Consider the following 20234-nt stretch of genomic DNA (forward strand, 5'->3'; position numbering starts at 1 on the left):
GTTGTCGGGGCTCTCACACCGGAGGGGCAGGCCGGCCCACCGCCGGGGATCATGGACACGTGCCCGAGGGAGACACCGTCTGGCTGGCCGCCGAGCGCATGAACACCGCGCTGGCCGGGGCCACGCTGCGGCGCGGCGAGTTCCGGCTCCCTCAGCTGGCCGCGCTGGACCTCACCGGCGCGGCCGTCACCGAGGTCCTCCCTCGCGGCAAGCACCTGCTGATCCGCCTGGCCGACGGGCGCACGCTCCGCACCCACTTCCGGATGGACGGCAGCTGGCACATCCACCGCCCCGGCACCCGCTGGAAGGGCGGCCCGGCCCACGACGTCCGCATCGTGCTGGCCACCGACGAGTGGGAGTGCGTCGGCTACCGGCTGCACGACGTGGACCTCGTGCCCACCACGGACGAGGAGCAGCTCGTCGGCCACCTCGGGCCGGACGTGCTCGGTCCCGACTGGGACCTCGACGAGGCGCTGCGCCGCCTGCGCGCCCACCCCGACGAACAGGTCGGCGTAGCGATCCTCGACCAGCGCAACCTCGCCGGGATCGGCAACCTCTACAAGGTCGAGTCGCTGTTCCTGCTGGGCCTGCACCCGTGGGCGCGGGTGGCCGACGTCGACGGCCGCCTGGCTCCGCTGGTCGAGCGCGCTCAGCGGCTCATGCGTGCGAACCTGCACCACCCCGAGCAGAACACCACCGGCGACCCGCGGCGCGGCCGCGACCACTGGGTCTTCGGCCGGAAGGGCCGCCCCTGCTTCCGGTGCGGAACGGCCATCCTGCTCGGCGAGCAGGGGCCGCCGACGCAGGAGCGCGTGACGTGGTGGTGCCCCCGCTGCCAGGCGGCCCGCTCCCCGATCGACCCGCAGGCCCGCACCGGGGAGCCGGACCGCCCGCAGCCGGTGACCGTCTACCGCTAGCTGCTCAGGCCTGCTCGGGGCGCTCCGCCGGCTGCGCCTGCGGCTGGGCGGCCTGCTCCGGCGCAGGCGCACCCTGCTCGATCGCACCCGCGGCGCCGCCGGCCTCGACCGCCGGCGTCCCGCCGCCCATCCCGGCGCGGATCTGGTCCAGCCGCGAGGCCCCGGCCACGTCGAGGGTCGCCTTCTCGACCTCGAGCATCCGGCCCTCGACCGAGGTCTGCGCCAGCTCTGCCTGACCCAGCGCGTTGGCGTAGCGGGCCTCGATCTTGTCGCGGATCTCCCCCAGGTTGGGGGTGTTGCCGGGCGCGGAGAGCTCGTTGACCTGACGCATCGAGTTGGCGACGTGCTCCTGCATCTTCGCCTGCTCGAGCTGGCTCATCAGCTTGGTGCGCTCGGCCAGCGTCGTCTGCAGCCGCATCCGCGACTGCTCCACCGCGCCACGCGCCTGCTCGGCGGCCTGCAGCGCCTCGTCGTGGCTGCGCTTGAGGTCCTCCATCGACTGCTCGGCAGCCACCAGCTGGGTGGCGAACGCCTGGGCGGCCTGCTCGTACTCGGCCGCCTTCGCCGCGTCGCCCTTGGCGCGGGCCTGGTCGGCCAGCGTCAGGGCCTGGCGGGCCGAGGACTGCAACTTCTCGACCTCGCCCAGCTGGCGGTTGAGCCGCATCTCCAGCTGCCGCTGGTTGCCGAGCACCGCGGCGGCCTGGTTGGCCAGCGACTGGTGCCGCTGCTGCTCCGCCTCGATCGCCTGCGCGATCTGCACCTTCGGGTCCGCCCGCTGGTCGATCTGCGCATTGGCCGATGCGGTGAGGTACTTCCACAGCTTCACGAACGGGTTGGGCATGGGGTCCTCCTGCTCCGGCGCACTCGCCGGACCGGCGATGCTCGTCCCCAGCATCGTCCCAGGTGATCACCCTCGGCAGCCAACGCGGGCCAGCCGCGTCGCGGCTAGGGTGCGCAGAATGCCGCCCGCCAGCCCCGTTCTCTGCGTCCTCGGCGAGCTCGTCGTCGACCTGCTGCCCGTGCCCGGGGCCGGCGAGAGCAGCACGGCGCCGCACTACGTCGCGCGGCCCGGGGGGAACGCGCTGAACGTCGCCGTCGCCGCCGCCCGCCTCGAGACCCCGGTGCGGTTGCTCGCCCGGCTGGGCACCGGCCCGCTGGCCGCCAACCTGCGCCGGCACGCCGAACTGGCCGGCGTCGACACCACCGGCTTCGTCGAGGCCGCCGAACCGGTGAGCCTGGCCGTCGTCGGGGTCGACGCCGACGGCTCTCCGGACTACGGCTTCCACGTGCTCGGCGCCGCCGACTGGCAGTGGACCGACGAGGAGCTGGACCGGGTGCTGCCGGAGGACGTGGGCGCGCTGCACGTCGGCTCGATCTCCAGCTGGACCGAGCCCGGCAGCGATGCGATCTCCCGGCTGGTCCGCCGGCTGTCGGGCCGCGCGCTGGTCAGCGTCGACCCCAACATCCGCCCGATGCTGGCCGAGGGGCCCGTCGGCGCCTCGCTGGGCAACGACCGGGCAGCCGTGACCAGCCGACTGGACGAGCTCGTCGGCCACGCCGACGTGGTGAAGGTCAGCGCCGAGGACCTCGCCTGGCTGGAACCGGGCGTCACCGACCTGGACGACGCCGCCCGGCGCTGGGCCGACCGCGGTCCGGCGCTGGTCGTCCTCACCGACGGCGGCGCTCCGCTGCGGATGGCCCGTCCGGGCCGGCCGGTGCAGCACCGCGAGAGCCCCCGCGTCGCCGTGGTCGACACGGTGGGAGCGGGCGACTCGCTGGCCGCCGGGCTGCTGACCGGGCTTCTGGGCGCGGGACTCACCACGCGAGCCGCCCTGGCGGCCGCTCCCGACCACCAGCTCCTGGCGCTGCTCGACGACGCCGCGCTCGTCGCCGCGGTCAACTGCACCCGGGTGGGCGCCGATCCGCCCACCCGCGCGGAGCTGGCGGCGGCGCGGGGCCCCCGATGAGTGACGCCGGCCTCCGCCTCGTCGGTCTCGAGGAGCTCTCCGCGGGGGCGCTGCGCGGCCGGCTGCTCGCCCGGCGTGCCGAGTTCTGGGCCGGTTCACCCCTGGAGGACGCCGCCGTCACCGCGCTGCACGACCCGGTGTTCTTCCACCAGCTGGGTGGCTTCGGGGCGGTCGCCCTCACGCCGCACGATGAGGACGCGGGGTACCTGCTCGGTGTCGTGAGCGCCGACCGGCTCGCCGTCGTCCAGGCCGTGGCCGTCCACCCGGCCCACCGCGGCCGTGGCGTCGCCGTCCGGCTGCTGGAGCGGTTCGCGGGCCTCGCGGCCGGGATGGGCGCCCGGGTCCTCCAGGCCGTCGCCCTGCCCGGGGACGCCGGGGCTGCCGCCCTGGCCGCCCACCTCGGGGCACACTCGGCGCCCTCAGCGGGTCACGCGGGTCCCGACGAGGACCCGGGTGGTGTTCACCCGCCGGCTGCCCCTGGAGCACCCGGCTCAGCCGGCGGAACCCAGGAGCTGACCGAGCAGCGCCGCCTGCCGGCGCCGCTGCGTCGTGAGCCCTGGCTGCAGCACCACGCCGAGCAGCCATCGGCCGGCCAGCTGCGCGCCGTCGTCGTCCACGCCGAGGACGACGGCGAGCCGGCCGGTGAGGCCCGCCCACGTCTCGGCGCCGGGCGCCAGCAGCCCGGCCAGCTGGTCGGGCTCGGTCTCGGCCAGCCGGCGCAGCACCGGGTGCGTGGCGAGCTCGTCGGCGAGCACGGCGAGGGCCTCGGCCGCGGGCAGCCCGGCCGCCAGGTCGGTGAGGCGGTGCAGCTCCGCGGCCAGCAGCGCGCGCACCACGTCGTCCTTGGTGCGGAAGTGGTTGTAGAGCGTGGCCTTGGCGACCCCGGCCGCCGCCGCGACCGACTGCATCGTGCTGCGCCGCATCCCGGCGGCGGCGAACGCGCGCGCGGCGCCCTCGAGCAGCCCCGCGCGGGTGCGGTTCATCCCGCCCCGGGCCCGTCGGCCGGGCACCGGACGCGCCGGCACGGCACCAGGATCCGGGTCGGGGAGCACGTGCCCTGTCTCGCACCGACGGGCGGCGCCGTCAAGTACGGACGGTCAGGCGGCGAGCGAGACCGCGTCGCGTCGGCGCGCGGTGCGCCCCTGCTGCCCGGCGCCGACCAGCGCCAGTGCGGGCTCGGCGCCGGCGTCCACCGGGACAGGTGCCTCGGCGGTCTCGGCTGCCGAGGCGGCCTCGCCGGAGGCCGCCAGCGGGCGCACCTCCGCGCCGGCGGCGGCACCGCGCAGCTCGAGGCTCACCTCGGCGAGCAGGTCGGCCAGCTCGACTTCGAGCGCGTCGCAGATGGAGGCGAGCAGCTCCGAGGAGGCCTCCTTCTGCCCCCGCTCCACCTCGGAGAGGTACCCGAGGCTGACCCGGGCAGCACCGGAGACGTCGCGCAACGTGCGGTGCTGACGCAGCCGGTGGCCGCGCAGGGTGTTCCCGAGCTGGGTGCGCAGCAGCGTCATGGCCGTCTCCTGTCCTGCGAGCGGGGAAGCGGCGGTGCCGTCCGGCACCGTGCGCTCACGGTACGCGGCGCGTGCGCCGTCAGCCCGCCGACGGGGCCGAGTCCGCTCATGGCGTAACGCCGTCCCCGGGCTCGGCGTTCCCGTCGCCCGCTCCACGCAGCCGGTCCCGCAGGGCGGTGAACGCGCTGGCCACCGCGCCCGCGCGCACGGCGGCGCGGTCTCCCGGCAGGTCCAGCCGGACGACGTCGGTGCGCTGCCCGTCGCTGAGCCCGAGGTACACCCGGCCGGGGCCGTGCCCGTCCACCTCGCCGGGGCCCGCGACCCCGGTGAGCCCGATGCCGAAGGTGGCCGAGCACCGGGCACGGATGCCCTCCGCCAGCGCCGCCGCCGTCTCCGGGCTGACCGGCCCGGAGGCCGCCAGCACGTCGGCAGGCACGCCGGCGAGGACCGTCTTCAGATCCGTGGCGTAGACGACGGCCCCGCCGCGCAGCGTGGCGCTGGCGCCGGGGACGGCGGCGAGGGTGGCGCAGAACAGCCCCGCGGTGAGCGACTCCGCGGCCGCCACGGTCGCGCCGCGGGTGAGCAGTGCGTGGTGCACCTCACCGGCGAGCGCCTCGAGCGCGGCGGAGCCGTCCGCGGTGGCCACGACCGCTCAGGCGGCGGTGTCGCGGCGGGTGGAGGGGTCGGCACCCGACTGGTGGCGGGCGGTCGCCGCCCGCATGGCCTGGGCGCTGGTCTGCCGCAGCGTGATGGCGCGGTAGACGTAGTCCAGGCCGGTCAGCACCGTCAGCACCACGGCGGCGGCCATGACCCACCAGCGGGTGGTGGCCAGGACGCCGCTGAGCGGCAGGATGTACAGGCCGATCGCGAGCGACTGCAGCACGGTCTTGGCCTTGCCGCCGCGGCTGGCGGCGATGACGCCGTGGCGGATGACCCAGAACCGCAGCAGGGTGACCCCCACCTCGCGGACCAGGATGACCGCGGTCACCCACCAGGGCAGGAGCGCCAGCACGGACAGGGCGACGAGCGCGGTGCCAGTCAGCGCCTTGTCGGCGATCGGGTCGGCGAGCTTGCCGAACTCGGTGACCTGACCGGTGCGCCGGGCGATCAGCCCGTCGTAGCGGTCGGTGATGATCGCCAGGCCGAAGACGACCGTGGCCCAGTAGCGCCCGGCGTCGTCGAGACCGTCCTCGCGCAGCAGCAGCACGGCCAGCACGGGCACCACCGCCAGCCGCAGCACCGTGAGGGCGTTCGGCAGGTTGAGCAGACGCACCGACTGCGGCGGGGTCGCCGCCGGGTCGGGGGCCACGCCGCTCATCTGCGTCACCGCCCGGCCGGTGCGACGGCGGCGACGAGCGCGGTGGCGACGAGGTCGATGCCCTCGGTGCCGACGACCTCCGCGGGGACCACCTGACCGGCGACCGCACCCGCCGGCACGCCGGTGAGGGTGGTGGTGCCGTCGGCGTCCGGGTCCTGGTGGGCCGCGTGCCCCAACCAGGTGCCCGGGCCGTCGGTGGCGGAGAGGTCCTCGCTGAGCAGGACCTCCACCCGCTCGCCGATGCGCTCCTCGGCCCGCTGGGCGGTCAGCTCCTCGACCAGGTCGGTGATCCGGCGGACCCGGGCGTCGATCTCGTGCTGGTCGAGCTTGCCGTCCAGGCCGATCGCCTCGGTGCCCTCCTCGTCGGAGTAGCCGAAGACGCCCACGGCGTCGAGCCGGCCCTCGACGAGGAAGCGCTCCAGCTCGGCGACGTCGTCCTCGGTCTCCCCCGGGAAGCCGAGGATGACGTTGGTGCGGAACCCCGCCGCCGGCGCGAGCGCACGTGCCCGCTCGATGAGCGCCAGGAAGTCGTCGGTACCGCCGAAGCGGCGCATCCGGCGCAGCAGCGACGGCGAGGAGTGCTGGAAGGAGAGGTCGAAGTACGGCGCCACCCCGTCGGTCGCGGCGATGACCTCCAGCAGACCCGGACGGAGCTCGGCCGGCTGGAGGTAGGCGACCCGCACCCGCGCGACGCCCTCGATCGCGGTCAGCTGCGGCAGCAGCTTCTCCAGCGAGCGCAGGTCGCCGAGGTCCTTGCCGTAGGAGGTGGAGTTCTCGCTGACCAGCACCAGCTCGGTGACGCCCTGGCCGGCCAGCCAGGCCGCCTCGGACAGCACCTCGGCCGGCGGCCGGGAGACGAAGGCGCCGCGGAAGGCCGGGATGGCGCAGAAGGCGCAGCGCCGATCGCACCCGGAGGCGAGCTTCAGCGCGGCCGACGGCCCCGAGGCCAGCCGGCGACGGCGCAGCCAGTCGTGCCCGGGGATCGCCGGGCCTGCGGCGGCGTCCGTCCGGCCCCCGGCGCCGGCCAGCACCGCCGAGCGCTCCACGGGGCTGATCGGGAGCAGCGTGCGGCGGTCCCGCGGCGTGTGGGGCACGAGGGGGCGGCCGGTGAGGACGTCGTCGAGGCGGCCCCCGATCTCGGCGTAGTCGTCGAAGCCGAGGACGGTGGCCTCGGGCAGCGCGTCGGCGAGCTCGGAGCCGTAGCGCTCGGCCATGCAGCCGACCGCGACGACGGAGGCACCGGAGTCGGTCGCGGCGAGGATCGCGTCGACGGAGTCCTTCTTGGCCGTCTCGATGAACCCGCAGGTGTTGACGAGCACCGCATCGGCGCCCTCGGCGTCCTCGACCAGCTGGTAGCCCTCCGCGGCGAGCCGGCCGGCCAGCTCCTCGGAGTCGACCTCGTTGCGCGCGCACCCGAGGGTCACCACGGCCACGGTCCGGGCAGGGCTGGGCGTGGCTGTCACCCGGCCATCGTAGTCCGGCCCCGGGGCAGGGTCCCGCCGCGAGCCTGCGAGTGGCGGGGGGCAGCGGGGTCCTTCATCACGATCCGCCGCGGAGGGTGAACAGCGTCGCCTCGAGCTCGTCGGGCTTGACCAGCACGTCGCGGGCCTTGGAGCCCTCGGACGGCCCGACGATGCCGCGGCTCTCCATCAGGTCCATGAGCCGGCCGGCCTTGGCGAAGCCGACCCGCAGCTTGCGCTGGAGCATCGACGTCGACCCGAACTGGCTCGTGACGATGAGCTCCACGGCCTGCAGCAGCAGGTCGAGGTCGCCGCCGATGTCCTCGTCGATCTCCTTCTGCTCGCCCCCGGCGCTGCCCGCGGAGAAGACCTCCTCGCGGTACTCCGGCTCGGCCTGGCGCTTGGTGAACTCGACGACCGCCTCGATCTCGGCGTCGGTGACGAAGGCGCCCTGCACGCGCATCGGCTTGCCTGCGCCGATGGGCATGAAGAGGGCGTCACCCATGCCGATGAGCTTCTCGGCGCCCGGCTGGTCGAGGATGACCCGGCTGTCGGTCAGGCTGGAGGTGGAGAACGCCAGCCGCGAGGGCACGTTGGCCTTGATCAGGCCGGTGACGACGTCGACCGAGGGGCGCTGCGTCGCGAGGATCAGGTGGATGCCGGCCGCACGCGCCTTCTGCGTGATCCGGACGATGTGCTCCTCGACGTCCCGCGGGGCCACCATCATCAGGTCGGCGAGCTCGTCGACGATCGCCAGGATGTACGGATAGGGCCGGTATACCCGCTCGCTGCCGGGGGGCGCGGTGATCTCGCCCTTCTCGACCTTGCGGTTGAAGTCGTCGATGTGCCGCACGCCGGTGGACTTCATGTCCTGGTAGCGCTGCTCCATCTCCTCGACCAGCCAGGCCAGCGCGGTGGCCGCCTTCTTCGGGTCGGTGATGATCGGCGTGATCAGGTGCGGGATGCCGTCGTACGGCGTGAGCTCGACCATCTTCGGGTCGACCAGGATCATCCGCAGCTGGTCGGGGGTGGCCCGCAGCAGCAGCGAGGTCAGGATCGAGTTGACGCAGCTGGACTTACCCGCACCGGTCGCACCGGCGACCAGCAGGTGCGGCATCTTCGCCAGGTTGGCGCAGACGAAGCCGCCCTCGATGTCCTTGCCGAGCCCGACCAGCATCGGGTGCGGGTCCTGCTTGGCCGCCTGCGAGCGCATGACGTCGCCCAGGCTGACCTTCTCGCGGTCGGTGTTGGGCACCTCGATGCCCACCGCGGACTTGCCCGGGATCGGGGCGAGGATGCGGATGTTGTCGTTGGCCACCGCGTAGGCCATGTTCTTGGTCAGCTGCGTGATCTTCTCGACCTTGACGCCCTGACCGAGCTCGACCTCGTAGCGGGTGACCGTCGGTCCACGGGTGAACCCGGTGACGGCGGCGTCGATGTTGAACTGGTCGAGCACCCCGCTGATGGCCTCGATGGCGACGTCGTTGGCCTTCGACCGCGCCCGCGGCGGGTCCCCCGCCCGCAGCATGGACAGCGCCGGCAGCACGTAGTCGCCCTCGACCGGCTGGATGGACAGCTGCTCGGGCTCGGTGATCGGCGGCAGGTCCTCGGGCGGGGAGGTGCGGTCCTCGACCGGCCGCCGCACGGTCGGCGGTACCGGCGGCGGGGGGGCCAGCACGGTGTGCTCGGGGTCGGTGGTGCGGGTCGCCTCCGGCGCCTCCGCGTAGGCCCCGTGGTCGATGGGCCCGGTGGTGAGCAGGTCCTCCGACAGCGAGCTGCGGCGCCGGCGCCCCTTGGGCGCGGGCTCCTCGTCGTCCTCGTCGTAGTCGTCGGCGTCGTGGTCCTCGTCGTAGTCGTCGCGGCCCAGCAGCCGATCGGTGAGCTCGCGGACCCGTTCGGGGATCTGGTGGACCGGCGTCGCGGTGATCACGAGCAGGCCGAAGAAGGCGAGCAGCCCGAGCAGCACGACGGTGACCGCGGCACCGACACCGGCCACCAGCGGCGTGCCGACGGCCCAGCCGACCATCCCACCGGACCCGGGTTCGCCCGCTTCCGGCACTGCGGGGGTACCGAGGACGTGCGCGATGCCCAGCACCGACGCGACGGCGCACAGCCAGCCGATCGCCAGTCGGCCGCGCGCCTCCGGACGAGGGCCGCGGCGCAGCAGCCGCAGGGCGGCGAAGAAGAGGACGACGGGCAGCACCATCACCAGCGAGCCGACGACCCAGCGCACCCCGTCGGTGAGGGCGGCCCCGACCGGGCCGATGCCGTTGCTCCATGCGGCGGCCCCGAGCACGATCGCCAGACCGAGGACGGCGAGTCCCACCCCGTCGCGCCGGTGCTCGGGGGCGAGCGGCTCCGCCTCCTCCGGCCGGGCGACGGACCGGGCCAGACCGCCCGCGCCGCGGGCGAGCAGGTTCCAGCCCCCGCTGGCGATCCGCCAGACCGAGCCACCGGACGACGGCTTCTTCCGGGCGGGCTGCCGCCGGTTGGGCGCCCGCTTGGTGGCGGGCCGCTTCTTGCTCGCCGCCGTCGAGCCCGAGCGGCTGCGGGTCGCGGCCGGCCGGCGGTTCGGCGTGGTGCGGGCAGGCATGCGTCAGACCGTAAGCCCGGGGCGGGTTCCCGGCGGGCAGGCCGGACGTCGTGTCCCGCGCACCGCCATCCCATAACGTCACACGCATGAGCACCCCGCTCCCCCACGGCAGCTGGCCCACCCCCGTCACCTCCGAGCTCGTCGTGCGGGCGGCGGCCCGTCTCGGGGAGGTGGTCGTGGACGGGGACGACGTCTGGTGGGCCGAGTCGCGACCGGCCGAGGGCGGCCGCACCGCGCTCGTGCGGCGATCCCCCGACGGCGTGGTCACCGACGCCCTGCCGGCGCCCTGGAACGCCCGCACCCGGGTGCACGAGTACGGCGGCGGCGCCTGGACGGTGTCCGACGGCGTCCTGTGGTTCACGGAGTTCTCGGACCAGCGGCTGTACCGACTGGCGCCCGGCGACGGTTCGCCCGTCGCGGTGACCCCGGAGCCGGCCGTTCCGTCCGGCGTCCGGCACGCGGACCTCGCCGTGGTCGCGGACGGCGTGCTCGCGGTGCGGGAGACGCACACCGCCTCCGGCGCAGCGGCCGACGTGGTGAACGAGATCGTGCTGGTGCGCCCGGACGGGGCGACGGAGGTGCTCGTCTCCGGTCCCGACTTCGTCTCCGACCCGCGGCCGGGCCCTGACGGGGTCACGCTGGCATGGCTGCAGTGGGACCACCCGGACATGCCGTGGGACGCGGCGCAGCTGGTCGTCCGGTCGGGTGACGGTAACGAGACTGTCGTCGCCGGCGGTCCTGGCGAGTCCGTCGTCCAGCCGACGTGGAGCCCCGACGGCACCCTGTGGTTCCTGTGCGACCGCACCGACGTCTGGTCCCTCTACCGCCGGCGTCCCGGCGGGGCACCGGACCTCGTGCTCGACGCCGGGAGCGACATCGCCGGGCCGCAGTGGGTGTTCGGTCAGTCGCGCTACGCCCTGCTGGCCGACGGGAGGGTCGTCCTGGCCTACGGCCGGGCCGGGCGCGACCGCCTGGCGGTACTGAGCCCCGGCGCGGAGCCCCGGGAGCTCGACCTCCCCTACGGCACGTTCCGGTACCTGACCGCGCAGGGCACCTCGGTGGTCTGCGTCGCCGGCGGCCCGGCGAGCGAGCCGGTGGTCCTGCGGGTCGACGTCGACAACGGCGCGGCGGAGGTGCTGCGCCCGGCGCGGGACCTGGAGCTGGACCCGGCCTGGTTCTCCCGGCCCGAGCACGTCACCTTCCCGACCGAGGACCGCGGCACGGGGATCGGCGTCGCCCACGCCCAGGTCTACCCGCCGGCGAACCCGGAGGTGACGCCCCCGGAGGGGAGCCTCCCGCCGCTGGTGGTCGTCGTCCACGGTGGCCCTACCGCGGCCGCCGTCCCGGTGCTGAACCTGGAGATCCAGTACTGGACCTCCCGCGGGTTCTGCGTCGCCGACGTCGACTACCGCGGCTCGGTGGGCTACGGCCGCCGCTTCCGCGACGCGCTGCAGGGCCGGTGGGGCGTCGTCGACCTCGACGACGTCGTCGCGTGCGCGCGCTTCCTCGCCGACGCCGGCCGGGTCGATCCCGCCCGGATGGCGATCCGCGGCGGGTCGGCCGGGGGCTACACCACGCTGGCCGCGCTCTCCATGCGCCCGGGGGTCTTCACCGCCGGGGCGAGCCACTACGGCGTCGCCGACCTGGGCGCGCTGGCCGCCGAGACGCACAAGTTCGAGTCCCGCTACCTCGACGGCCTGGTCGCGCCGTGGCCCGAGGGCGCCGACGTCTACGCCGAGCGCTCACCGATCAACCACGTCGACACCCTCGACACCCCGCTGGCGGTGTTCCAGGGCGACGAGGACGCCGTCGTGCCGCCGTCGCAGGCCGAGGCGATCGTCGCGGCGCTGCGCGACAAAGCGGTGCCGCACGCCTACCTGCTGTTCCCCGGCGAGCAGCACGGCTTCCGCAAGGCGGAGAACATCCGCGCCGCGCTGGACGGGGAGCTCTCCTTCTACGCGCAGGTCTGGGGGTTCGACCTGCCGCCGGGCGAGGCGATCGAGCCGATCGCGGTCGTGCGGGGATGACCGGCGTCGTCCGGGCGGCCGTGCACGCCGACCTGGCCGCGCTCCAGGACGTCGAGCGCGCCGCCGGCCGCCCGTTCGCCGACCTCGGCATGAGCCTGGTGGCGGAGGACGATCCCCCGTCGCTGGAGACGCTGCGGGAGTACGCGGACGCGGGCCGCGCCTGGGTCCGCACGGACGACGACGGCCGGCCGGTGGCCTATCTCCTCGCCGACGAGGTCGACGGTTGCGCCCACGTCGAGCAGGTGAGCGTGCACCCGGAGCACGCCGGCCGCCGCCTCGGTCAGGAGCTCCTCGCCCGCCTGGAGGAGTGGGCGAAGGATCGGGACCTACCGGCGATCACGCTCACCACCTACGTCGACGTCCCGTGGAACGGCCCTCACTACCGGCGGCAGGGGTTCCGGTTCCTGTCGGACGCCGAGCTCACGCACGGCCTGCGGCGCATCCGCCGGGCGGAGGCAGCTCGCGGCCTCGACCGCTGGCCGAGGGCCGCCATGCGGCGGGAGCTCAGACCTCCAGCACCGTCGGGATGATCATCGGCCGGCGGCGGTGCTTGTCCGACACCCACTTGCCGACCGTGCGCCGGATGATCTGCGACAGGCGGTGGGCGTCCACGTCGTCGTCGGCGAGCGCCCGCTTGAGGTTGTCCTCGACCAGGGCCAGCACCTCGTCGAAGGCCGACGGGTCGTCGGAGAAGCCACGGGTGGACAGGTGCACCGGCCGCACGATGGTGCGCGTGGACGGCTCGATCACCACGGTCAGGGAGACGAACCCCTCGTCGCCGAGGATGCGGCGGGCCTGCAACGACTCCTCGCCGACGTCACCCACGTTGAGCCCGTCGACGTAGACGTCGCCGATCGGCACCGAGCCGACGATCGAGGCCTTGCCGTCGAGGAGGTCCACGACGACGCCGTCCTCGGCCAGCAGGATCCGGTCGGCGGCCATGCCGGTCTCCTCGGCGAGCTTGGCGTGCGCCCGCAGGTGCCGCCACTCCCCGTGCACCGGCATGAGGTACTTCGGCTTGGCGACGTTGAGCAGGGTGCGCAGTTCGCCGGCGGGGGCGTGCCCGGAGACGTGCACCCGCGCCGTCTCCTTGTGCACCACGGTGGCGCCCAGCCGGGCCAGCCCGTTGATCACCTTGTAGACGGCGGTCTCGTTGCCGGGCACGAGCGACGAGGCCAGGACGACGGTGTCCCCGGCCTCGATGGTGACCTGGTGGTGCTCGCCGCGCGCCATCCTGCCCAGCGCCGACAGCGGCTCCCCCTGCGAGCCGGTGCTGACCAGCACGACCTGCTCGGGCGGCATCTTCGCGGCGTCGTCCAGCGAGACCATGAGGCCCGGCGCCACTCGCAGCAGCCCCAGGTCGCGGGCGACGCCCATGTTGCGGACCATCGAGCGGCCCACCAGCGCCACCTTTCGGCCGTGCTTGTCCGCGCAGTCGAGCACCTGCTGGATGCGGTGCACGTGGCTGGCGAAGCTGGAGACGATGAGCCGCTGCGAGGCGCGCGCGAAGACGTCGTCGAGCACCGGCCCGATGGACCGCTCGGGGGTGACGAAGCCGGGCACCTCGGCGTTGGTGGAGTCGGCCAGCAGCAGGTCGATGCCCTCGACGCCCAGCCGGGCGAACGCCCCCAGGTCGGTCAGCACCCCGTCGAGGGGCAGCTGGTCCATCTTGAAGTCACCGGTGTGCACGAGCAGGCCCGCCGGCGTGCTCACGGCGACGGCGAGCGCGTCGGGGATCGAATGGTTCACCGAGATGAACTCGCAGTGGAACGGCCCGGCGACGTGGTCGTCGCCGGCGGCGACCTCGACCAGGGTCGCGTCCAGCCGGTGCTCGCGGAGCTTGGCGGCCACCAGCGCCAGCGTGAAGCGGGAGCCCACCAGCGGGATGTCCTCGCGCAGCCGCAGCAGGTACGGGATCGCACCGATGTGGTCCTCGTGCCCGTGCGTGAGGACCACCGCGGCGATGTCGTCGAGGCGGTGCTCGATCACGCCGAAGTCCGGCAGGATCAGGTCGACGCCGGGCTGCTCCGCCTCCGGGAACAGCACGCCGCAGTCGATGACGAGCAGCGTGCCGTCGAACTCCAGCACGGCCATGTTCCGGCCGATCTCGCCGAGACCGCCCAGCGCCATCACCCGCAGCCCGCCCTCCGGCAGCGGCGGGGGCGCCTTGAGGTCCAGGTGGGGCTGGGTGGCCTGTCCGCTCACGACGTCGTCGCCTCTCGGAGCTGGACCCCGCCGGCGGCGAGGTCGGCGCGCAGCTGCGCGATCTGTTCGGGGGTGGCGTCGACCAGGGGCGGCCGCACGGGGCCGGCCGGGAGGCCGAACTCGCGCAGCGCCGCCTTGGCGAGGATGACGCCCTGGGTGCGGAAGATGCCGGTGTAGACCGGCAGCAGGCTGTCGTTGATCTCGCGGGCCTTGACCAGGTCACCGCCCTCGACGGCGGCGACGAGCTCGGCCAGGCGGGGCCCGACGACGTGGCTGACGACGCTGACCATGCCGACGCCGCCCAGGGCGAGGATCGGCAGGTTCAGCATGTCCTCGCCGCTGTAGTAGGCGAGGTCGGTGCGCGCCATCGTCCAGGCCATGGCACCGAAGTCGCCCTTGGCGTCCTTCACCGCGACGATCCGCGGGTGCTCCGCGGCGCGCACGAGCGTCTCCACCTCGATGGGCATCCCGGTGCGGACGGGGATGTCGTACAGCATCACCGGCAGGTCGGTGCTGTCGGCGACCGAGGTGAAGTGGCGGAGCAGACCGGCTTGGGGGGGCCGGTTGTAGTACGGCGTCACGACCAGCAGGCCGTGGACGCCGAGCTCCGCGGCCGCGCGCGCCTTCTCGATCGAGTGCGCGGTGTCGTACGTCCCGACGCCGGCGACGACCGTGGCCCGGTCACCGACGGCGTCCAGCACCACCTCGAGGACGGCGCGCTGCTCGGCGTCGCTGATCGTCGGCGACTCACCCGTCGTCCCGAAGACGACCAGCCCGTCGTTCCCACCCCGGTCGACCAGGTGCGCGGCCAGCTCCTGGGCCCCGGCCAGGTCGATCGACCCGTCCTCGGCCAGCGGGGTGACCATCGCCGTGAGGAGGCGCCCGAACGGCCGGGCGGGGTCGGTGGTCATGGGGAGAATCTACCCAGCGGAGGGAACCGATCCCCTCACGTACTCCGACACCGCGAAGCGCAGGCCGTCCGACGCCGACACCGACCAGCCCTCGGCCGGCGTGCGCGCGGTGCGGACCCACCCCCCGTCCAGCGCCGGCGCCCAGGTGTCGCCGTCGACGGCGACGTCGACGTCGGTGACCACCACCCGGTCGGCGTGCGGCAGGAACGCGGCGTAGACCTCTCCCCCGCCGATCACCCAGCACGCCGGGTGCTCGGCCAGCACCTGGGCGACCGAGTGCGCGACCAGCGCCCCCTCGGCCGACCACCGGGGATCCGACGTCAGCACGACGTTGACCCGGTTCGGCAGCGGGCGGAAGCGCTCCGGCAACGACTCCCACGTGCGCCGGCCCATCACCACCGTCGACCCGGTGGTCAGCCGGCGGAAGAGCGCGAGGTCCTCGGGCAGGTGCCAGGGCAGGCCGCCGTCGGCACCGATGACGCCACCCCGCGCCTGCGCCCAGATCAGCGCCACGCCGCTCCGCCCGGCTGGCGAGCTCGCCGGGCCGGTCACACCGCCACGGCCGCCCGGATCGCGGGGTGGTGGCGGTAGTCCCGCACCGTGAAGTGCTCGTAGCCGTAGTCGAACAGCGTGGGCGCCGGCGCGAGCTCCAGTGTCGGGAAGGGCAGCACCTCCCGGGAGAGCTGCTCGGTCACCTGGTCGACGTGGTTGTTGTAGATGTGGCAGTCACCCCCGACCCAGATGAACTCGCCGGGCTCCAGCCCGACCTGGGCGGCGATCATCCGGGTGAGCAGCGCGTAGCTCGCGATGTTGAACGGCACGCCGAGGAACATGTCGGCGCTGCGCTGGTAGAGCTGGCAGGAGAGCTTGCCGTCGGCCACGTAGAACTGGAAGAACGCGTGGCAGGGGGCCAGCGCCATCTCGGGCAGGGCGGCGACGTTCCAGGCCGAGACGATCATCCGGCGGGAGTCGGGGTCCGTGCGCAGCGTGTCGAGCAGGTTCGCGATCTGGTCGACGTGCCCGCCGTCGGGGGTGGGCCACGACCGCCACTGCACGCCGTAGACGGGGCCGAGCTCGCCGTCCGGGGACGCCCACTCGTCCCAGATGGTGACGCCGTTCTCGCGCAGCCAGCTCACGTTGCTGTCGCCGCGCAGGAACCAGAGCAGCTCGACGGCGATCGACCGGAAGTGCACCTTCTTCGTCGTCACCAGCGGGAAGGTCTCCGACAGGTCGTAGCGCAGCCGCTCGCCGAACAGGCTCACCGTCCCCGTCCCGGTCCGGTCCGCCTTCGGCGTCCCCTGCGCCAGGATGCGCCGCAGGAGGTCCTCGTACTGGGTGTCGATCGGTGCTGCCACGACCCCGAGCCTACGGCGGCCCGCCTCCACCGGGCCGCGGCCCGGGAACACCCGCCCCAGCCGTCGCGCGGGGCTCAGCCCTCGGTGACGAAGGGGCTCGCCGCGACCTCGGTGCCGTCGCCGAGCCGGCTGATCCGGAAGTCGCCGAAGACGTTGGCGGCCACGCGCTGGAGCTCGCGCAGGCAGGCGATCGCCAGCTCGCGGAGCTCGACGTCGGCGTGCTCGCTGGCCCGCACGGCCACGAAGTGCCGCCAGGCCCGGTAGTTGCCGGTGACGACGATGCGGGTCTCGGTGGCGTTGGGCAGCACCGCGCGGGCCGCCTGGCGGGCCTGCCTGCGGCGCAGCGTCGCGGAAGGGGCGTCGGCGACCCGCTCCTCCAGCCCCTGGAGCAGCGCACCGTACGCGGCGACGGCGGCCTCGGTGGCGGCGAGGAACCGTGCGTGCAGCTCGGGGTCCTCGGCGATCACGGCCGGCTCGACGACGGCCGCGCCGTCCTCGGGGACGTACCGCTGGGAGAGCTGGCTGTAGGAGAACTGCCGGTGCCGCACCAGCTCGTGGGTGAGCGAGCGGGAGACCCCGGTGAGGTACATGCTCACCGTTCCGTGCTCCAGCACCGAGAGGTGCCCGACCTCCAGGATGTGCCGCAGGTAGCCGGCGTTGGTGGCGGTGGTCGGGTTCGGCTTGTCCCACGCCTGGTAGCAGGCCCGCCCGGCGAACTCGGCGAGCGCCTGACCGCCGTCGGCGTCGGTCTCCCACGGCACGTCCGCCGGCGCGGTGAACTGCGTCTGCGCGACGACCTGGACCCGGAGCGGCGCGATCTCTGGCACCCGTCGAGCCTACGGCGGCCGGGCGGGCAGACTGGCGGTGTGGAGTGGTGGCGTCCGTTGCTCGCCGTGGCCGGCGGGTTCCTGCTGGTCTGGCTGGTGCTGCTCGCCGCCCTGTGGCGCACCCGGCCCGACGGGCTGACCGTCCGAGACGGCCTGCGCCTGCTCCCCGACGTCGTGCGGCTGGTGCGCCGGCTGGCCGCCGACCGCACCCTGCCCGCGGCGCTGCGTGTGCGGCTCTGGCTGCTGCTGGCCTACCTGCTCTCGCCGGTGGACCTCGTGCCCGACGTCGTGCCGGTCCTCGGCCAGGCCGACGACATCGTGGTCGTGGCCTGGGCGCTGCGCTCGGTGGTGCGCCGCGCCGGCGACGACGCCCTCGTGCGGCACTGGCCCGGGGAGCCGGCGGGGCTGCAGGTGGTGCGCCGGCTCGCCGGCCTCAGGCCGGGAGCGGCGGGGCCCCCAGCGCACGGCTGAGGTCGGGCCACAGGTCCCCCCGCTGGACGACGGCGACGTCGTCCAACGCCATCCACCCGGCCATCAGCCGCAGTTCGTCGGCGAGCTCGGCGGCGACCGCAGCGTGCTCCACGCCGGCCTCGGCGTGCGCCGCCTGCACGCGCAGGACGCCGGCCTTCCGGTCCGCCTTGAGGTCGACGCGAGCCACCAGCCGGTCGCCCAGCAGGAAGGGCAGCACGTAGTAGCCGTGCACCCGCTGCTGCGCCGGTGTGTAGATCTCCAGCCGGTAGCGGAAGCCGAAGATCCGCTCGACCCGTGGCCGCTCCCACACCAGGGAGTCGAACGGGCTGAGCAGCGCCCGCGCCCGGATCCACCGAGGACGGCGGGCCGCGGGGTCCAGCCAGGCCGGGCGCCCCCAGCCGGCCACCTCGACCGGAAGGAGCTCACCGGCGTCGGCCAGCTCGCCGATCGCCGTCCTGGCGTCGGCCGGGGTGAGGCGGAAGTAGTCGCGCAGGTCGGTCTCGGTGGCGACGCCGAGCGCCCGCGAGGCGGTGCGGACGAGCTCCCGCACGGCGTCGGGCCGCTCCGGGGTGGGGGCGGCGAGGACGGCGGAGGGCAGGACGCGCTCCGGCAGGTCGTAGACGCGCTCGAACCCCGCCGTCCGGCGGGCGGCGGTGAGCGCGCCGGTGAAGAAGAGGTACTCCAGCGCGGCTTTGCCCGCGTGCCAGTTCCACATGCTGCCCGGCCGGTTGGGCCGCTCCTCCTGCAGCTCGCCGGCGCGGAGCGGGCCGTCGCGACGCACCCGCTCGAGCAACGCCGCCACGTACTCGGGTCGCTCCCGGTGCACCCGGGTCATGCTGCCCCAGGCCTCCCGCTGGACGGCCGCCATGCGCCAGCGCAGGAAGGGCTGCAGCCGTACGGGGAGGAACGACGCCTCGTGCGCCCAGTACTCGAACAGGTCGTGCCGCCGGTTCGCCAACCCGTCGAGCGCCTCGCGCGGATAGGGCCCCAACCGGCTGAACGCCGGCAGGTAGTGCGAGCGGGAGAGCACATTGACCGAGTCGATCTGGACGACGGCCAGCCGCTCGGTGAGCCGCCGCAGCTGCCGTGTCCCGACGGCGGCGACCGGCCGCGGCTCGGCGAAGCCCTGGGCGGCCAGGGCGATCCGCCTCGCCAGCGCGGCGGGCAACCGTTCGACGGAGGTCACGCCCGAGGATCCTGCCCGCCCGGTACGACACCCGCCGCTCCGGCCACCGGACCTACGCTGCCCGGGTGACCTCGCTCCCGTTCCCCCGCCGCACGGGCTCCGCCGACGTGTCGGTCCGACCGGCCCGACCGGACGACGCCGCCGCCATCGCCCGGGTGCAGGGCGTCACCTGGCGGACCGCGTACCGCGCGCTGCTGCCGCCGGAGGTCCTCGACAGCTGGGACGAGGCGGCCGTCACGGCGTCCTGGCGGTCGGCCGTCGCCAGCCCGCCCTCGACCCGGCACCGGGTGCTGGTCGCCGTCGAGCGGGAGGCGGTCGTGGGCTTCGCCGCCGTGACGCCCGGGGACGACGCCGCCGAGATCACCACGCTGCTGGTCGAGCCCCGGTGGGGACGGCGCGGCCACGGCAGCCGCCTGCTGGCCGCGGTCACCGACCTCGCCGCTGCCGACCGCACCGCCCGGCTCCAGGTGTGGCTCGCGGAATCCGACCGGGCGTCCGCCGACTTCTACGCATCGGCGGGTTGGGCGCCCGACGGGTGGGCGCGCACGCTGGACACCGGGGCAGCACCTCTGCGGGAGCTGCGCTGGCACGTCGCGCTGGACGACGAGGACATGGACCGATGACCTTCGACGGTTTCCCGGACGAGGGACTGGTCTTCTACGAGGGGCTCGAGGCCGACAACAGCAAGGCCTACTGGACCGCGCACCGCGCCGACTACGACGCCCACGTCCGCGCACCGATGACCGCGCTGGTCGAGGAGCTGGCGCCCGAGTTCGGGACGGTGAAGGTCTTCCGCCCGTACCGCGACGTCCGGTTCAGCCACGACAAGACCCCCTACAAGACCCACCAGGGCGCCGTCGTCAACCCGGAGGGGCGCGGCGCGGGCGCCTGGTACGTCCAGATCTCCGCCGACGGGCTGTCCGTCTCGGGCGGCGCCTGGCGCCTGGAGTCCGACCAGGTGGCGAGGTACCGGCGGGCGGTGGCCGACCCGGTGCAGGGGCCCCGCCTGGAGGCCGAGGTGTCCCGCCTGCGCACCGCCGGCTGGGAGATCGAGGGTGACCGCCTGGTGCGGGTCCCGGCCGGGTACTCGGCTGCGGATCCCCGCATCGAGCTGCTCAGGCACAAGGCGCTGCACGCCACCCGCCGGTGGACGCCGGAGGACTGGCTGCACACCCGGGAGGCCGTCGACCGGGTTCGCGCCGCCTGGCGGGATCTGGGCCGGCTGAACGCGTGGCTCGCCGACAACGTCGGCGCCACCACGAAGGAGCCCCGCCCCCGGCGATGACCCGGGCAGGCGACCGGTGACCCGCCGCCCCTGCCGGCTCCTCCGCGACGTGCGGAGAGGCGCCGTGAGCGGGCACCGTGCGATGCCGACCGAGCTGGGGGAACGACGAAGGGGCCCCAGCACGAATGCTGGGGCCCCTTCGGGAATGGTTGTCCGGCGGCGTCCTACTCTCCCACCCCGTCTCCAGGGCAGTACCATCGGCGCTGA

20 protein-coding genes and 1 pseudogene are annotated in these 20234 nt (G+C 74.5%); 8 read left to right on the plus strand and 13 right to left on the minus strand.

Annotated features, from left to right (window positions below):
• The first annotated feature begins 59 nt into the window (after nucleotides 1–59).
• Nucleotides 60–917: a DNA-formamidopyrimidine glycosylase family protein gene (locus tag ACI799_RS20260; RefSeq protein ID WP_456613791.1), complete on the plus strand. Its 858-nt coding sequence runs from the start codon at nucleotides 60–62 to the stop codon at nucleotides 915–917.
• Between the two features lie 4 nt (nucleotides 918–921).
• Here the strand turns inward: ACI799_RS20260 and ACI799_RS20265 are convergent, their stop codons facing one another.
• Nucleotides 922–1758, minus strand: coding sequence for a PspA/IM30 family protein (locus ACI799_RS20265; RefSeq protein WP_456589350.1), 837 nt, complete (start codon nucleotides 1756–1758; stop codon nucleotides 922–924).
• A gap of 118 nt (nucleotides 1759–1876) precedes the next feature.
• On the opposite strand from ACI799_RS20265, the gene ACI799_RS20270 reads away from it, so the two are divergent.
• Both ACI799_RS20270 and ACI799_RS20275 read left to right on the plus strand, forming a co-directional pair.
• A complete protein-coding gene (locus ACI799_RS20270; protein WP_456596518.1) occupies nucleotides 1877–2884 on the plus strand; it encodes a PfkB family carbohydrate kinase in 1008 nt (335 codons plus the stop codon).
• Nucleotides 2881–3228: pseudogene (locus ACI799_RS20275) on the plus strand (GNAT family N-acetyltransferase); the annotation flags it as partial. The gene ACI799_RS20270 and the pseudogene ACI799_RS20275, both read left to right, overlap by 4 nt.
• Nucleotides 3229–3375: 147 nt before the next feature.
• On the opposite strand, the gene ACI799_RS20280 reads toward ACI799_RS20275, so the two are convergent.
• The 6 genes from ACI799_RS20280 to ACI799_RS20305 form a co-directional block, all read right to left on the minus strand.
• A complete protein-coding gene (locus ACI799_RS20280; RefSeq protein WP_456613792.1) occupies nucleotides 3376–3909 on the minus strand; it encodes a TetR family transcriptional regulator in 534 nt (177 codons plus the stop codon).
• Nucleotides 3910–3981: 72 nt separating this feature from the next.
• Nucleotides 3982–4389, minus strand: coding sequence for a helix-turn-helix domain-containing protein (locus tag ACI799_RS20285; RefSeq protein WP_456613793.1), 408 nt, complete (start codon nucleotides 4387–4389; stop codon nucleotides 3982–3984).
• A gap of 106 nt (nucleotides 4390–4495) precedes the next feature.
• Nucleotides 4496–5035 carry a CinA family protein gene (locus ACI799_RS20290; protein WP_456589345.1) on the minus strand — a complete coding sequence of 180 codons (540 nt, stop codon included), beginning with the start codon at nucleotides 5033–5035 and terminating at the stop codon, nucleotides 4496–4498.
• A 6-nt stretch (nucleotides 5036–5041) separates the two neighbouring features.
• Nucleotides 5042–5707 carry a CDP-diacylglycerol--glycerol-3-phosphate 3-phosphatidyltransferase gene (gene pgsA / locus ACI799_RS20295; RefSeq protein ID WP_456613794.1) on the minus strand — a complete coding sequence of 222 codons (666 nt, stop codon included), beginning with the start codon at nucleotides 5705–5707 and terminating at the stop codon, nucleotides 5042–5044.
• A gap of 5 nt (nucleotides 5708–5712) precedes the next feature.
• Nucleotides 5713–7170 (minus strand): 30S ribosomal protein S12 methylthiotransferase RimO, encoded by a 1458-nt coding sequence (rimO, locus tag ACI799_RS20300; protein ID WP_456589343.1) that lies wholly within the window; start codon nucleotides 7168–7170, stop codon nucleotides 5713–5715.
• Between the two features lie 76 nt (nucleotides 7171–7246).
• Nucleotides 7247–9760 carry a DNA translocase FtsK 4TM domain-containing protein gene (locus ACI799_RS20305; protein WP_456596514.1) on the minus strand — a complete coding sequence of 838 codons (2514 nt, stop codon included), beginning with the start codon at nucleotides 9758–9760 and terminating at the stop codon, nucleotides 7247–7249.
• A gap of 86 nt (nucleotides 9761–9846) precedes the next feature.
• On the opposite strand from ACI799_RS20305, the gene ACI799_RS20310 reads away from it, so the two are divergent.
• Complete coding sequence (locus ACI799_RS20310; RefSeq protein ID WP_456613795.1) at nucleotides 9847–11787, plus strand: prolyl oligopeptidase family serine peptidase; 1941 nt, start codon at nucleotides 9847–9849, stop codon at nucleotides 11785–11787.
• Nucleotides 11784–12317, plus strand: a complete 534-nt coding sequence (locus ACI799_RS20315) for a GNAT family N-acetyltransferase (RefSeq protein ID WP_456613796.1) — start codon at nucleotides 11784–11786, stop codon at nucleotides 12315–12317. The genes ACI799_RS20310 and ACI799_RS20315 overlap by 4 nt, the downstream gene beginning before the upstream one ends.
• On the opposite strand, the gene ACI799_RS20320 is transcribed toward ACI799_RS20315, so the two are convergent.
• The 5 genes from ACI799_RS20320 to thyX all read right to left on the minus strand — a co-directional run bounded on the left by ACI799_RS20320 (nucleotide 12292) and on the right by thyX (nucleotide 17085).
• Nucleotides 12292–13992, minus strand: a complete 1701-nt coding sequence (locus ACI799_RS20320; RefSeq protein WP_456589339.1) for a ribonuclease J — start codon at nucleotides 13990–13992, stop codon at nucleotides 12292–12294. The two genes, ACI799_RS20315 and ACI799_RS20320, sit on opposite strands and share 26 nt — an antisense overlap.
• Nucleotides 13989–14903 (minus strand): 4-hydroxy-tetrahydrodipicolinate synthase, encoded by a 915-nt coding sequence (gene dapA / locus ACI799_RS20325; RefSeq protein WP_456613797.1) that lies wholly within the window; start codon nucleotides 14901–14903, stop codon nucleotides 13989–13991. Before dapA ends, ACI799_RS20320 begins: the two co-directional genes overlap by 4 nt.
• Before the next feature lie 9 nt (nucleotides 14904–14912).
• The gene (locus ACI799_RS20330; RefSeq protein WP_456589337.1) at nucleotides 14913–15416 is read right to left on the minus strand and encodes a dihydrofolate reductase; all 504 of its coding nucleotides are present in this window, start codon (nucleotides 15414–15416) and stop codon (nucleotides 14913–14915) included.
• Between the two features lie 35 nt (nucleotides 15417–15451).
• Nucleotides 15452–16258 carry a thymidylate synthase gene (locus tag ACI799_RS20335; RefSeq protein WP_456596511.1) on the minus strand — a complete coding sequence of 269 codons (807 nt, stop codon included), beginning with the start codon at nucleotides 16256–16258 and terminating at the stop codon, nucleotides 15452–15454.
• A 74-nt stretch (nucleotides 16259–16332) separates the two neighbouring features.
• Entirely contained in the window at nucleotides 16333–17085 is a 753-nt protein-coding gene (thyX, locus tag ACI799_RS20340) for an FAD-dependent thymidylate synthase (protein WP_456589335.1), read from the minus strand.
• 39 nt (nucleotides 17086–17124) lie between these two features.
• Between thyX and ACI799_RS20345 the strand changes: the two genes are divergently transcribed.
• A complete protein-coding gene (locus ACI799_RS20345; protein ID WP_456613798.1) occupies nucleotides 17125–17556 on the plus strand; it encodes a DUF1232 domain-containing protein in 432 nt (143 codons plus the stop codon).
• Here ACI799_RS20345 and ACI799_RS20350 read toward each other — a convergent pair.
• Nucleotides 17519–18742, minus strand: a complete 1224-nt coding sequence (locus tag ACI799_RS20350; RefSeq protein WP_456613799.1) for a winged helix-turn-helix domain-containing protein — start codon at nucleotides 18740–18742, stop codon at nucleotides 17519–17521. The two genes, ACI799_RS20345 and ACI799_RS20350, sit on opposite strands and share 38 nt — an antisense overlap.
• A 65-nt stretch (nucleotides 18743–18807) precedes the next feature.
• Between ACI799_RS20350 and ACI799_RS20355 the strand changes: the two genes are divergently transcribed.
• Nucleotides 18808–19365 carry an N-acetyltransferase family protein gene (locus tag ACI799_RS20355; RefSeq protein WP_456613800.1) on the plus strand — a complete coding sequence of 186 codons (558 nt, stop codon included), beginning with the start codon at nucleotides 18808–18810 and terminating at the stop codon, nucleotides 19363–19365.
• Nucleotides 19362–20027 (plus strand): DUF2461 domain-containing protein, encoded by a 666-nt coding sequence (locus tag ACI799_RS20360; RefSeq protein ID WP_456589331.1) that lies wholly within the window; start codon nucleotides 19362–19364, stop codon nucleotides 20025–20027. Before ACI799_RS20355 ends, ACI799_RS20360 begins: the two co-directional genes overlap by 4 nt.
• Nucleotides 20028–20234 lie beyond the last annotated feature (207 nt).

The sequence above is a fragment of the Blastococcus sp. SYSU DS0753 genome, assembly GCF_054051175.1.